The 13,295-nt window shown below is 39.2% G+C and carries 11 protein-coding genes; 7 read left to right on the plus strand and 4 right to left on the minus strand.

Features of this window, described 5'->3' with window-relative positions:
- Positions 1-149: 149 nt before the first annotated feature.
- The 3 genes from NYE69_RS17925 to NYE69_RS17935 all read left to right on the plus strand — a co-directional run bounded on the left by NYE69_RS17925 (position 150) and on the right by NYE69_RS17935 (position 4,958).
- Positions 150-1,067, plus strand: coding sequence for a HamA C-terminal domain-containing protein (locus NYE69_RS17925; RefSeq protein WP_326043988.1), 918 nt, complete (start codon positions 150-152; stop codon positions 1,065-1,067).
- Complete coding sequence (locus NYE69_RS17930; protein ID WP_326043987.1) at positions 1,068-3,626, plus strand: DEAD/DEAH box helicase; 2,559 nt, start codon at positions 1,068-1,070, stop codon at positions 3,624-3,626.
- Between the two features lie 609 nt (positions 3,627-4,235).
- Positions 4,236-4,958: a hypothetical protein gene (locus tag NYE69_RS17935; protein WP_340927260.1), complete on the plus strand. Its 723-nt coding sequence runs from the start codon at positions 4,236-4,238 to the stop codon at positions 4,956-4,958.
- 86 nt (positions 4,959-5,044) lie between these two features.
- Here NYE69_RS17935 and NYE69_RS17940 read toward each other — a convergent pair whose 3' ends face one another.
- Complete coding sequence (locus NYE69_RS17940) at positions 5,045-5,353, minus strand: hypothetical protein (protein ID WP_340927261.1); 309 nt, start codon at positions 5,351-5,353, stop codon at positions 5,045-5,047.
- Positions 5,354-5,608: 255 nt separating this feature from the next.
- On the opposite strand from NYE69_RS17940, the gene NYE69_RS17945 reads away from it, so the two are divergent.
- Positions 5,609-6,727 carry a toll/interleukin-1 receptor domain-containing protein gene (locus NYE69_RS17945; RefSeq protein WP_340927262.1) on the plus strand — a complete coding sequence of 373 codons (1,119 nt, stop codon included), beginning with the start codon at positions 5,609-5,611 and terminating at the stop codon, positions 6,725-6,727.
- Between the two features lie 32 nt (positions 6,728-6,759).
- Here NYE69_RS17945 and NYE69_RS17950 read toward each other — a convergent pair whose 3' ends face one another.
- The 3 genes from NYE69_RS17950 to NYE69_RS17960 all read right to left on the minus strand — a co-directional run bounded on the left by NYE69_RS17950 (position 6,760) and on the right by NYE69_RS17960 (position 8,878).
- Positions 6,760-7,398, minus strand: coding sequence for a hypothetical protein (locus NYE69_RS17950; protein ID WP_340927263.1), 639 nt, complete (start codon positions 7,396-7,398; stop codon positions 6,760-6,762).
- 528 nt (positions 7,399-7,926) lie between these two features.
- Positions 7,927-8,139, minus strand: coding sequence for a hypothetical protein (locus NYE69_RS17955; protein ID WP_340927264.1), 213 nt, complete (start codon positions 8,137-8,139; stop codon positions 7,927-7,929).
- 241 nt (positions 8,140-8,380) lie between these two features.
- The gene (locus tag NYE69_RS17960) at positions 8,381-8,878 is read right to left on the minus strand and encodes an ATP-binding cassette domain-containing protein (protein ID WP_340927265.1); all 498 of its coding nucleotides are present in this window, start codon (positions 8,876-8,878) and stop codon (positions 8,381-8,383) included.
- A gap of 131 nt (positions 8,879-9,009) precedes the next feature.
- On the opposite strand from NYE69_RS17960, the gene NYE69_RS17965 reads away from it, so the two are divergent.
- From NYE69_RS17965 to NYE69_RS17975, 3 genes are all read left to right on the plus strand, one after another.
- Positions 9,010-11,646 carry a LuxR C-terminal-related transcriptional regulator gene (locus tag NYE69_RS17965; RefSeq protein WP_340927266.1) on the plus strand — a complete coding sequence of 879 codons (2,637 nt, stop codon included), beginning with the start codon at positions 9,010-9,012 and terminating at the stop codon, positions 11,644-11,646.
- Between the two features lie 150 nt (positions 11,647-11,796).
- Positions 11,797-12,495: a DUF4386 domain-containing protein gene (locus tag NYE69_RS17970; protein WP_340927267.1), complete on the plus strand. Its 699-nt coding sequence runs from the start codon at positions 11,797-11,799 to the stop codon at positions 12,493-12,495.
- On the plus strand, positions 12,492-13,208 hold the full coding sequence (locus NYE69_RS17975; RefSeq protein ID WP_340927268.1) for an NAD(P)-dependent oxidoreductase: 717 nt from the start codon (positions 12,492-12,494) through the stop codon (positions 13,206-13,208). The genes NYE69_RS17970 and NYE69_RS17975 overlap by 4 nt, the downstream gene beginning before the upstream one ends.
- Positions 13,209-13,295 lie beyond the last annotated feature (87 nt).

The raw sequence follows: 13,295 nt of genomic DNA on the forward strand, positions 1-13,295 counted from the left end.
GAATAATTAGAGGATTTTTCCCACATAGTGTCGAATCGATATCGCATATAGGTCTATAACACCTGTTTTTTTGGAATATATAAATAGTTATAAGTATTCATGAATTTATTTCATTTGATTCAATGTAACTAAATGAAAAGAGGGATGAGATGCCAGTCAAAGTGGTCAATATTGATAAGCTCTTGGCTAACACTCAAGCATTTATAAATACTATGTATGTGGTTAGAGAAGACTTCTCGTTGACACCTAATAAAAATCATATCGGTACATGTATCAATTATGCAGATTTAATTGAGATGCGAGAAGAGTTTATTGAAGAACTTGTTCATACGGTCACACAATTTGTTTATTCAAAAAATAAACAATCAAAACTTGTAAGTGAGTTTTCAAAAGATAGGGATAATTCCGCAGCACAAAGCAAACTAGTAAAGAGGGCAAAAACAAAATTTCGTACATCGTATTTGCAAGGCCAATTCTCTGAGCTTTTGGTTTTTAATCTTCTTCAACATTACTTTAAAGCAGCGCCTTTATTACGTAAGATGCCCATAACCACAAATGTACAAACAGAGAGACACGGGGCGGATGCTATTCATATTTCTTATCAAGACGGAAAGTATCTACTGTTTGTAGGGGAAGCTAAGACTTATAACCCCAAAGATAAAAAAGGATTGAAGTCGGCAATTAATGATGCAGTCTCAGATGCAATTGAGAAACATTATAAAAACCACAGAAAAGAGCTTAGTCTGTATGTGTTTGAGGATTTTATTCCAAAGGATCTAGAGAATATAGCCAAAGAATACTTGGAGGGGAAACTTGATAATATTGAAGTTCACCTGGTTTGCATAGTGACATATGATATAAAAAAAGAGATTACTGGTCTTGATAGAAACGATATTTTAAATGAATTTATAGAAGATATTAGGATGGAAACGAAAAATATCAGTAATTCGAAAACGTTTAAGAGTATACCTGCTAATATTTTGCCTCGATTGAATTTTATTATTTTCCCTGTACAAGAGTTGGACAAACTAATCGAATTATTTCAAAGCGAGTTAGGAGTTAAATAAATGAGTATAAGATTAAATGCAGAAGATATACTTGTACAGAAGTTACTTATGCATGATCTGGAAGCATTTTCTATTAAATTAGGACTTGTGCAAAAAAAGCGGAATGAACTTACAACAGAAGATGCGGTTAGATTACTAAATATTGCAGAAATGTATTCGAGAGATCAAACAACAAATCAGATTAAGGAAAAATGCCTTCTAATTTGTGGATTGATTTGGGAACATAGAAATCCCGAATGGCAAGCTTTACCTTCATTTTTAGTAAGAATACTATCAAGATTAGGTTTGATGCCTACAACAAAAATGATTGATTTAGATTATGATGAACAGTCAGATTCCTTTAGTGGACTAGGAAGTCTTATTGATGAAATATATGTGTCATCCTACTTTCTTCAGAATGAGGTTAGCATAGGGGAAGCACATGAACTCTTGTTATCCAATTTTCAAAAGCAAATGTGGGATGCAATAGATAGATATAATCGACTTGGAGTATCTGCAGCTACATCAGCAGGGAAATCTTTTGTACTAGTAGCCAAAATAGCAGATTTAATGATTCAAGGTGCAAATAAAGTTGTTTATATTGTGCCGACATTAAGTTTAATAAACCAAGTTTCATCTGATTTAAGGAAAACTTTTAAAAAATACAATGTAAAGAATATACAAATTCATCAGACTTACTCAGATAAACATATTAATTCTTCTAATAAAAACATATATGTTTTAACACAAGAGAGGGCTGCCTCTGCTTTAAATCAAAGTAAAAATGCTTTTGAAAACTTAGATTTATTGATCGTTGACGAAGTACAAAATGTAGAAAGGGTCTCCAATGAGGATGATGAAAGAGCCCATACTATGTACGATACAATTATGAGCTTCGTAAACGATGTTATTCCTAAGAAAATTATAGTCAGTGGGCCACGTATAGAAAATTTGGATTCGTTTGTTAAATCAATGTTTGGTGATGAGGCGCAGTCATTAAGTGATGAATTGCCTCCCGTTGTCAATATAACTTATTCATTTTCAAAAAATAGAAATAAGTTATATATCAACCAGTACTCAACAGTTAAGGAAACGCCGAATAGAATCTTAATAGAAAATATAGGTGTTATTGATCCTAAGTTGTTTGGGCAACAACAATATACAGAAAAGATGATTACTTTACTCGGAGATCTTATTCCTAAATTGGAGGAGGAAGGATCAGGGACAATTATTTTTTCACCTACGGCACAACAAGCTCCCAATATAGCTTTGGGATTATCTGAACATTTGGACCAATCTGAAGAAAAATTACTTGATTTAGTGAGATATATAGAGAATAGTGTCCATAAAAATTACTCTCTGGCGGAATGCGTTCAGAAAGGCGTAGCCTATCATCATGGCAAAATGCCTAGCCATATAAGGGTTGTTATTGAGAAGGCATTTTCTCAACTTTTATTCAAAACGATAGTTTGCACAACAACATTAATGCAAGGTGTAAATTTACCAGCTAAAAATATTGTTGCAAGAAACCCCAATCTATTCACTAAGAAATCAAATGACAATGCAAAACTCACAGGCTACGAGTTTGCTAATCTAAGGGGTAGAGCTGGACGATTAATGAAAGATTTTGTTGGTAGGGCAATTATCCTGGATGAAGCAACTTTTGAGGATGCGGATATCAACTTGTATGAGTATCCTTCTAAACCTGTTGAAGTAGGTTATGGAGATAGATTCGAAAATAATCGTATTGAGATGTTGGAGCAATTAGTAACTGGAGTAGAGGCAACTACAGCGACATTAGACACAGATTTATTAATTTATGTTAGACAAATGATTTTAAAATATGGCTTAGAAGCCTTGCCTAGAATGAGAAGGACTGGTATCTCCATTTCAACAAATGAGTATAGAGATATAAAAAAACATTTGGACACTCTAGAGATTCCTAAAGATATATGCACGCGAAATTGGTATTGGGACCCAGCAGTACTTAATTCAATATATCAATATAACAATCATGGTTATTTTAAAAGAATGCCGAAGTTTCCTTTCGACCAAGGGTATGTGAAAGATATAGTAGAAAACATAAAGAAATTGCGTGATTTTGCAAATTATTATTTTGACAAGTACTTAGGCCTTTATGGAGAAAAAGGCGATAAGCGCATTCTTTCAATTATCCTTAATGCGCAAAAATGGAGTAAAGAGGAACCTTTGAATCAGATTCTAAATTGGATGGTGGAACCGGATTCTGAAGATATTGATAAAATGATATCAACCATTAATAAAGAAGTAATGTATTCTGTTCCAAAGCTATTAAAGCCTCTTGTTCAGATGCAAGATGAAACAAATGGGTTGCTTTCATATATGGAAATGGGGGCGTATAGAGCAGAAACTAAGAGGATGATTGAAATCGGAGTACCAAGAGAAACGGCTGTAACTATAGCATTAATGTTAAATTATGATGGTATCGAAGTAGTAAAAAATGAACTTGTCGATGATGGGTTATTACTACGATATATGAAGAACATTAGCCCTAAGTTGAATCGTTGGGAACGAATACAGATTAGAGACTTTATAAATTAGTATAATATGAATCTTGTGTATCAGGAGGAGAGTAAAAAGAATTATAGTTAAGTACTATAAAACTACGAGTTTAACTGGGAGAGGAAAAATGTATATTATATCCATATCTCCCGGTTATCTAATTTATTCAGAGGAAACCGTTATATTTCCAGTACAAATCCAGTTAGATCAATCAAGACATTCAATCTAATAAGAATATCGAGACTGGAAGCCCGTTGATTTGCCCGTGAGGATCTATGACTCTAGAATCCAACTTGTTCTACTAAGGTTTATTGCTCCTAATCTGTTACCAATCAACCTGTTTGGAAAAAAAGTTGTATAGGCTGCAGCCAATTCCGTAAAAGGAATGTACATAGTCCTCAAGTTCCATCAAAAAAAACGATTTCCTCAAATGTGTAATTCAGCAACATCATAATTTTAGGTGGGATTATACCTGGTACAGGGCCCTTTTTGAAAATGCTCATGAGGAAAAGTGTAAGTTAATTCAATCTTTGCCGCCAATTTGAATTTCCGATAATGTGCATTAGTTGAAGGAGAATTAATATTGAAAACACTGGTAGAAATTAAAGATTCATTTCTTGATAAGCTTATTATTCTTAAACTTTTTATATGTCTTCACTTATAGAAAATGAATTAGCAAACAATCTAATAGAGAAATATAATCGTGATGGTGCTGCTTTAAAGTCGAAGTATAGAAGTGAAGATGATAAATTTATTTTTGGTCAGGGAAACGACAGTTACTTAAACACTAAAGTAGAAGTAAATGAATGTATTTATATGATAACTAGAAACAACGAAAAGACAAAAATGTTAATCAATTTACTAACAATAAATCTTTGTTCTGCATTTGAATCTTTTCTTTTTGAGTTGCTTGAATACTATCTAAGAAATTTTCCAGAGTATATCAATAACTCTCAGAAAAATGTAAGGCTTCAAGAAGTGTTTAAATTTAATAGCATTGATGAGATCAAGGAAGATTTAATTACTCGGGAAATTATAGATTACGGTTATTACTCTCTGGAGAAGCAAATTACAGCGTTAGAAAAAAACTATAAGGTAGAATTTAATTTTAGTTCAGAAAGCAGAATGGCTAGAAGGATATTCACTAAGAGGAATTGTATTGTGCATAATCAAGGCCTTGTAAGTAAGGATTTATTTGAAATGTTTACTGACGAGCAGAAGTCTAGAAACAATATAGGGACACCAATAAATACTTCAGAGTTTGAATTTAGTGAAGAAATTCATTTGTTGAATTTAATGGGTACAAGAATAATAACAACCATTCAAACTAAAATTTCTAAGCAATTCGGAGAAGGTATGAATATCCGATAACATTATTTTCACGCATCAGAGTCTGGCGGCTTCTCGGTCCGCAAAAGGCATCTTGGGAAGTGATTCAGTGGACAACCCTGCACTGGCTATGTCTTCGACCCGTCGGATCGATTACTTCGCTGGATCGGCTGAAAGCTTAAGCATGTGAGGGTTCGTGGATGCACAAACGTTATATGTAATTCGCTGTGGTTATAAGGAATGAGGCGTTCCGGCACGATGGCATAGGACCAACTTTCTCTGTAATGGTCTTCGTTACGGACCGCAAAACCGAAGGGCAACAAGTCGTTACACATGCCAAGTGTCAGCATGTTTGGGGAAATGCCCAAATAATCTGCAGCAATTTTAACCGTGATTTTGGGTATATCTCTGATCTCTTCATCCGAATACTTCGCCATACGTTTCACCTCCTTGATCCGGTTCCGTTGTCACAATCAGGTTGGAGACAATCTATAGAAAGCTACTGGTGTTCGGTATACCATAAAACTTTCTCGTACAATATTTCCGACATTCGAAAATTCTTATTCATCAACTACTTTTTAATTTCCACAGCTTAGAAAGTATAATGAGTATTTGTAATGAGTGTCTTATTCCTAAATGCTATAATTAAAGTGAAACTTGATTAGAATACGATTTAAGGAGAACTTGAAAATATGAACAAACCAACGATCTTTTTTAGCCACTCGAGTAAAGACAGGGACTTGATACTAGCCATAAAAACTAAGCTGGATTCCATTACTGGCGGCGTACTGGAGATTTTCCTTTCAAGTGATGGTCAAAGCATACCATTCGGAAGTAACTGGGTTCACAAAATTGAAGATGGCCTAAAGCAAGCTTCTGTAATGTTTGTTTTTGTAACGCCAAATTCAATCGCTACTAATTGGATATATTTTGAAGCAGGTTTTGCATACTCAAAAGGCATAGAAGTTATCCCTGTAGGAATTGGAATTGATATAGCTTTATTAAAAGCACCTTTAAGTTTACTTCAAGGATTCAACATTACTTCTGGTGATGGATTAAATAATTTTATTTCTGTGATAAACAAGAAGTTCGACTATCGCTTTGAAGAGAAATTTTCTGATAACGATTATACGAGTATGATTGCTTGTCAAAATGAATCATTCAATACTCTTGATTTGCGAGATGTTTTTGATAGTGTTTATTATGAGTTATTAGCAGAATATGGAGATGGAAATGGCGGGAAAATTACATATAACGTAGAAGAGTTTTTCGAGAATATAACAGTCTACCTCACTAAGCATAATGTAAAACACTCTTATGAGTTTTCTGAAAATCAAAAGAGTATACTGGTTTACGGCATAAAAATAGTTTATAAAATTGGAAAGAAGCAGGACGAAAAAGACTCCATTAGGCAGGATCAACTGGATAAAATCTGCTTCACAATCTCGCCTTATAATTTTGAAAAATCATATGATCTTTTTGTTCAACTGGCTCAATTAATTAATGATAATTGGATTGATTTTAGATTCAGCTTAAGAAATGGGTATGCTTATATTACACGCGAAGAACACCTAGCATCGGTCATGTCTGTGTATCCAGATGAGTTTGGCTTTGCTGAGAATCGCCTTGGAAGCTTCTCCTATCGAGAAAAAGATATGAAGTTCTCCATATATAACCTAAATAAGTGGGAGTTGCGAAAAGGAGCGCATTATGTTCTTAATTTAGTCTTTAATCCTCAAAATATAATCTATAGAGACATTCAAGATTTTGTCTATTCACTAGTCGAGAAAGAGGTTATCTATAAAGTATAGTCACAAGACATCGGGCCAACTTTGGCCCGATGCTACTTTAGCAGAGGTACGCACCATTTACATGTGGTTTGTTTATTTATATACTGGCTTCTTTGGATAGGGTTATAAATTTTTGAAGGATGTTCATGAGCAACAATATGTTCTGGTTTTAATCTTTCTGAAATCCAGCATGCAGAGTTACTGTCATGAGGATCATAGTGTTCAGATATATCGTCTATTTGCCATTGGGGCAATAAGTCTATTAGGATATCACAAACAAAAATAGTGGGGATTCCGGTATTGGATAGCATATCGTGATATTTCCCATATATGTCTTTATCTAATTGTGCAGCAATTGCGGCAAGGTATTCACTCCCCCAACATAAATAGTGTCCGCTTTCGCCTAGAAGTTCTTTCTTGAACAAGCTGAAATAGACATGCTTGGAATCGGAAGGTTGCAGTGCAGAGTCGTAATCCATAACTGTGTCTACTGATATTCTAAAAGTGGCAGCAGCAATTTGACGCATTTCCTCTACGTAAAAGGGTTTTATCCCCTCTACAAAGTAGCTTTCCAAGCCGATAGGACGACAGGCATGATACGCACGGATATGCGTATAATTTCCAAGTTCAATCCCTTGTTTCTTATTCCCTTCATCATCAGGTGCAAATATATTTTTGTTGCTATTCTCCATCGTTTTAACTCCTTCAGTAAACCTAGAATGATTCATTTCAAACAGAATCTATTGCTCTTTCCATTATCCGATGAAGATGATGTGAATACAAGCTATGTTTGGACAAAGATCGGCAAAGTTGCCGCAATAATGTTCCCCTTTACCTGATGGTAAAGTATGGACGAAACATACATTAACACGAGGAGGATGCGTGCAACAGGTAGACTGCAGCTGGAACGCCGGTGGGTTACGAATCGGGTCATACGGAGAGAACGGGCTGCGCGTGTATGTAATCGGTATTCCGTTTACTAATTTCGGTATTCGCCTGAAGAGCTGAATGATGTGGTTTTGGAACGTTTGCCGAATCGACACGTTGCCGGACGGCTCGCACCCATTTCTGGGAGGCATGGACTCCTACCGGCAAAGTCAATTTTCGTATTCCAACAGAAAAAACGATTACAGCTACTTCCAGTCACTTTTGCAGCGAAAGAGCGAATTTTTCCATGTTGTTGAGCAAATCGATTTTTTGCTGCAGTTTGACTACGAAGCTCAAGGAGTCGATGTTTTTTTGTTTTCCAACTTGAATGAGTTGATGATATTATTGATAGTTTCGTTTTGCTCGGAGGTTAATTCATCCATAATTAAAATGATCCTTATATTGGAGCGGAATGCCTTGTCCAGCAAGCTGTGAAGCTTGTATGAAATGGTCTGTTCTTTGATTTCGGGTCCAGTTCGTGCATCTATGGTTGCAATTTTGGACATGATCGAATCATCCTCGTTGATGCATTTAAATGATTTTTCCCATGAACCGCTTGTTTTTTACTAACCGGAGGAAATTTTATGACGAGTAAGAACAACGATAAAAAAGCAGTATACCTTCAATAGCAGTCCGGCCTACATGGAGGTTGCCGGACTGTTATTGAAGTAGATCAGTTACTCGATAAAAATTGCGTGTGTAGAAGGGGAGGGGATGTCCACAGCGGAAACGCTCACTTAAGAGCATCTAATTCACTTTTACCGTAAGCAAATGCTCTAAAATTTCAGATCGGATCTTCTGCAGTTCCACTTGCTTCAAAGAAGAACGGCTTCTTTGCGGCGTATGAATGGCCATCCGTGTTACAATAGTTCCTGGCTTCCCGGACAAAATGGCGATTTCGTCTCCCAACAGCAAGGCTTCATCAATGTCATGGGTGACAAACACGATCGAACAGCGATTGCGTTCCCACAAGGCGGTCAGTTTCTGCACCAGTTCAAAGCACAGATGATAGTCCAGTGAATGGAAGGGCCCGTCCATGAGCAGCAAATTTCCGCCATAATAAAAAGCGCGGGCAATGGAGCAGCGTTGACGCATTCCTCCGGATCGCTGGTGGGGATAGTGTTCTTGATATGAAGCCAGGCCGACCTCTTGCAGTAAGGCCAGTATATTTTTCCGATCCGCATCTTTTCTAACATAAGCGATACTTTCACTTACCGTGGGCTTTCGTATTCGCTGAAGAAGCAAGGGGTTGAATTGGATATTGCCCGGACGTGAGAGAGGCGAAGGCGAAGATGGTATCGAATGGCATCAAGCTGCTTCTGCTGAGAAGCTGTTTCGATGGTGCGTAAAAATGAAAAGCGTGGTGTAGAAATTTTATGAACATACCTATATTAACCACAAAGCTGCATATTCCTCCAGCGCGAACGAAAGTGGTTCAACGCTCACATTTGTTCCAACGCTTGTCTGAGGGGCAGCAAGGAAAACTAATGCTAATCTCCGCTTCTGCAGGCTATGGTAAAACCACGTTGGTCAGCGAGTGGCTGGCTGACTGCAGGCGTCGGGCTGCTTGGTTATCGCTGGATGAAGGTGACAATGATCCTGTGCGATTTCTCCTTCATCTTATCGCTGCAATAAAGAACATCGTTGATGTTAACGACCAAGGTGTATCGAAAGCGTTACAATCTCCGCAACCGTTGCCGATCGAATACATCCTTACTATTTTAGTCAATGCAATATCATCCTGTTCAGATCCATTTATTCTCGTTCTTGATGACTATCACGTCATTGAATCTCAAACCGTGCATGATGCCCTATCTTTTCTGATCGATCATCAACCCTTACAGATGCATTTGATCATCATGACGCGCGAAGAGCCGCAGCTGCCGATCGCCAAATTGCGGGCAAGAAACCAATTGACCGAACTGCGTGGAAACGACCTGTGTTTCACCCGGCAAGAAGCGGCGTTATTTTTCAACCAAATCATGGGGCTTAATTTATCATCTGATGAGGTATTTTCTCTGGAGGCACGCACAGAAGGGTGGGTTGTCGGGTTGCAATTAGCCGCTATCTCTATGCAGGGCTGTTCGAATACGGCCCAATTCATCTCGTCCTTTACCGGCAGCCACCGTTTTGTGTTGGACTATTTAATGGAGGAAGTCCTAATGCAGCAGTCCGAAAAGGTTCAGACCTTTTTGCTTCATACCTCCATTCTTGATCGATTTTGCGGCTCCCTCTGTGATGCCGTTCTACCGAATGGGATGGGAGGAGATGAAATCCTGGCGTATCTTGAGCGTTCCAACCTCTTCATTATCCCGTTGGATAGCGAGCGTCATTGGTACCGTTACCATCATCTTTTTGCCGATTTGTTGCGACAGCGTTTGTATCATGCCAACAAGGACGGGGCCGAGGAGATCGCCGTTCTACATACCAGGGCAAGCCATTGGTTTGAAAAGAATGATCTTGAGATCGAAGCTTTTCAGCACGCTGCGGCGGCTCAAGATGTAGATCGGGCCGCAACTTTAATCGAAGGAAGGGGAATGCCTCTACATTTTCGCGGCGCCGCTCAGCCTGTATTAAATTGGTTAAAGCGCCAGGACGAGTCCACGCTTAACGAACGGCCGTCGCTCTGGGTGATTTATGCCTCCGCCTTATTGATGATCGGTCAAGTGGAAGGAATCGAACAAAAACTATCCGCTGCCGAAGCGGCCATGAAACACATCGATCCCGATGAGGCAGATCATGATCTAATCGGGCATATGGCATCGATCCGGGCTACGCTTGGTGTCATTCGGAACGAGACGGATACTATTATTGCCCAATCCCTCCTCGCGCTAGATCATCTGCATCCGAATAATCTGCCTGTGCGCGCAGCGACAACCTGGACGTTAGGCGTTGCCTACCAGCTGCAGGGTGATCGCGCAGCCGCCAGACGAGCTTATACCGAAGCATTATCGATAAGCAAGCGGATGGGACACCTGATTATTACGCTTATGGCAACTTTAGGTACAGGCCAGATCCAGGAGCTCGACAATCAGTTGAACCTGGCTGTGCAAACCTATAAACAAGTGATTGAATTAGCTGGCGAACCGCCACATCCGGCCGCTTGTGACGCATATTTAGGCATGGCTCGAATCTTCTATGAATGGAACGATTTGGAGGCAGCCGAACAGCATATAGGGCAGAGTATCCTGTTAGCCAAGCAGATCGAGAATACGGATAGGCTATCCGATAGTGAATTATTTGCGGCAAAATTGAAACTCGCCAGACAAGATATTTCAGCATCGGAAGCTTTGTTAACTAAAGCTCGTCATGAAGTGCAAGAACGATCCTTTACTCACCTTTTGGGCGAAGTTCAACACTTGGATCTTCTTATTTCTCTTCATCACGGCAACTTTCCGGAAGCCGTAAAGCATCTGGAAACTAGTGAATGGCCTGTTCTGCAGTCAAGAATCCATATGATCCAAGGGAACGGAAGAACGGCCCTGGCCATACTGGGTACTTTGTATGACCAAGCGAAAGCGAAGCAATGGAAGAACGAACAGCTTAAGCTTCTTTTACTCCAAGCATTGGCGTTTCAGGTCCAAGGCAATATGGAAAGGGCGCTTGAAAGCTTAAATGATGCTTTGACACTGGCGGAAAAGGAGGGCTTCGTTCGCCTTTTTGTTGACGAGGGTAAGCCCATGCTTGATTTGTTAACGGAAGCGGCTGCCCGTCGGATCCAGCCGGATTATACCGGGTTTTTACTGTCCAACATGCATAATGAACAGAAGCTCAATGATTTCGCTGTTCACAGTCCCCCCATCCGCTTCGAACCTTTAATCGATGCCTTAAGCGAGCGTGAACTGGAAGTTCTGCAACTGATCGCCCAAGGCCTCTCTAATCAAGAAATAGGTGATCGGCTTTTCCTGGCCTTAAGTACAGTGAAGGGGTATAATCGCAATATTTTTGACAAATTGCAGGTTAAACGGCGAACCGAAGCGATCGCACGTGCCAGGAAGCTCGGACTGATATAACTTACTCCGGTCTTAAGCAATGCCTAAAGGCAAGGCTTGGGCCTTTTTTAGTTCGAACCATACTTTAGTATCTACTCAGTCATGCCTTGCAGCCAATATACTATTCGTAAAACACTCTGGCTGATCATCAGGTAAAAGGGGGGAGTAGTCATGCAAACCAACAGAAAAACGGCAGTCTATCTTGGGCTGCTGCTCATCTTTAGTTTTGTTTTTGGAATATTTAGCTCTGTTCCTGCATTAGAGCGTTCCAATTACCTTGTAAAGTTGTCGGAGATCGAAAGGCAAGTTTTGATTGCAACCTTTTTTCAAGTGGCAATGGCTGTAGTGTATGTCACGATAACCGTATTGATATATCCAATCATTAAAAAATACAATAAAAGTCTGGCGGTGGGATATTTCGGTTTCAGGATCATTGGCTCCGGCTTTCTCTTTGCCGGTATAGGCTCTCTGCTTCTTTTATTAGGTTTGAGTCAGAGTTCGGCAGCTGCCGGCCAAGCTGACTCATCGTATTTTGAAGTTATCGCTGAATTGCTCAGACAAGGCAGAGATATTCTGAATCATATAGGGATGATATTGCCCTGGAGTATTGGCGGCTTGATCCTCTATTATGGCCTATATAAAATTGGACTTATCCCAAGGTGGTTCTCGATATGGGGGATGATCGGGTCTACCTTGACTCTTCTGGCTACATTACTGTTGATGTTGAACATCATCAAATTAGCGAGCCCGGTCTACTTTATCCTAAATGCGCCGATAGCTATTTGCGAGATGTTTCTCGCTGTATTTCTAATATTCAAAGGGTTCAATCAAGTTAAAATGATATCTAATGAAAACGGAGATGGAATATGAGAGTATTAGTGCTTGGAGCAAGCGGCGCTACCGGCAAACATGTCGTTAGGCAATTTATCAAAAGACAAATCCATATTCGGATTCTCATCCGAAAAAGTGCAGTTGTTCCCAATGACGTACAAGAACATCCATTAGTGGAAATCGTAAAGGGGAATATCAACGAATTAAATGACGCTGAAATGAATCAGCTTCTACGTGATTGTGATGTCATTATCTCCTGTCTTGGTCACAATCTTACGCTCAAAGGGATGTTCGGCAAACCTCGTTATTTGGTATTTGATGCAATCAAAAGAATTTGTGAGACCGTCCCGAAAAGGGCCGACAAAAGGGTGAAACTCATCCTGATGAGTACAACAGGTTACACGAACACGTTATCGGGAGAGACAAATTCACCGGGAGAAAAAATCATCTTATCCTTACTAAAGCTTTTGCTTCCTCCTCATCGAGATAATGTTAAGGCAGCAAACTATTTGATTACCCAAATTGGTAACGACGATGAAAATGTCGGATGGATTGCCGTACGGCCGGATACCTTAGTCAATCATGAGGAAGAGAGTCCATATGAAGTTTGTGAATCTCCGGTAAGAAGCCCAATATTCAATGCGGGTAAAACAAGCAGAATAAATGTAAGTTATTTTATGGCTGAACTGGCGACGGATGATAAGCTGTGGAAACGTTGGGAATTCAAAACTCCGGTGATTTATAATAAATAGAGAGGCGCATCCATTTGCGTTGACTCATGGTATACTTTGAGTAGCCGAAATCCTGATATTTTGAAATCGCTATCTAAATGAGCGAGA

Origin of the sequence: Paenibacillus sp. FSL R5-0527 (assembly GCF_038008055.1) — a bacterium.
Taxonomy (GTDB): Bacteria; Bacillota; Bacilli; order Paenibacillales; family Paenibacillaceae; genus Fontibacillus; species Fontibacillus macerans.

Bases quoted from the DNA above. Each gene is read 5' to 3' on its own strand.
- NYE69_RS17965 (WP_340927266.1), top strand. From the start codon at position 9,010: ATGAACATACCTATATTAACCACAAAGCTGCATATTCCTCCAGCGCGA.
- NYE69_RS17970 (WP_340927267.1), top strand. From the start codon at position 11,797: ATGCAAACCAACAGAAAAACGGCAGTCTATCTTGGGCTGCTGCTCATC.
- NYE69_RS17955 (WP_340927264.1), bottom strand. From the start codon at position 8,139: ATGTCCAAAATTGCAACCATAGATGCACGAACTGGACCCGAAATCAAA.
- NYE69_RS17940 (WP_340927261.1), bottom strand. From the start codon at position 5,353: ATGGCGAAGTATTCGGATGAAGAGATCAGAGATATACCCAAAATCACG.
- NYE69_RS17945 (WP_340927262.1), top strand. From the start codon at position 5,609: ATGAACAAACCAACGATCTTTTTTAGCCACTCGAGTAAAGACAGGGAC.
- NYE69_RS17925 (WP_326043988.1), top strand. From the start codon at position 150: ATGCCAGTCAAAGTGGTCAATATTGATAAGCTCTTGGCTAACACTCAA.
- NYE69_RS17975 (WP_340927268.1), top strand. From the start codon at position 12,492: ATGAGAGTATTAGTGCTTGGAGCAAGCGGCGCTACCGGCAAACATGTC.
- NYE69_RS17935 (WP_340927260.1), top strand. From the start codon at position 4,236: ATGTCTTCACTTATAGAAAATGAATTAGCAAACAATCTAATAGAGAAA.
- NYE69_RS17950 (WP_340927263.1), bottom strand. From the start codon at position 7,398: ATGGAGAATAGCAACAAAAATATATTTGCACCTGATGATGAAGGGAAT.
- NYE69_RS17930 (WP_326043987.1), top strand. From the start codon at position 1,068: ATGAGTATAAGATTAAATGCAGAAGATATACTTGTACAGAAGTTACTT.